At 30.2% G+C, this 507-nt stretch carries 1 pseudogene; it reads left to right on the top strand.

Going from position 1 to position 507, the window contains the following annotated elements:
* Positions 1 to 203 (top strand): annotated as a pseudogene (locus ACIY19_RS10905) (hypothetical protein); the annotation flags it as partial.
* Positions 204 to 507 lie beyond the last annotated feature (304 nt).

Below are 507 nucleotides of genomic sequence, written 5' to 3'. Positions count from 1 at the left end.
AAAGCTATGAAGGTCATGTCAACCAAGTTATGTCAGACGCAGCTAAAAAGCATCATAATGTAACATTGATTGATTGGTATCAACGTTCGAAAGGCCATAGCGAGTACTTTGCACCAGATGGTATTCATTTAGAGCCTTCAGGTGTAAAAGCATTAACAGATGAAATTTTAAAACATATTGCAACGAAATCAACTGCTAAGTAGCAAAATTAAATATGAAATTGAGTCAATTTAATAAATTTAATTAGAGTGTGATTTGCATGAAATAGACTGCTAAAACACAATAAAAGGCATAACCGCTTAATGAACAAGAGGTTATGCCTTTTAATTTATTGAGTGTCATGAATATTCATATCTAAGGGGTGTTTATATATCATGTTTAAAATGAACAAAGTCATTGTTTAGAATATAAAAATTATGGGCAAAACATAGGTATATAAGGCATTACACGCAGCTAAAATAATTTAAAATTTATAGTCATATTGGTTGATAAAAGTGAACAATAGGA

The organism is Streptococcus sp. ST14, from assembly GCF_046098195.1.
Taxonomy (GTDB): domain Bacteria; phylum Bacillota; class Bacilli; order Lactobacillales; family Streptococcaceae; genus Streptococcus.
This window is presented reverse-complemented; position numbering and strand designations above follow the sequence as displayed.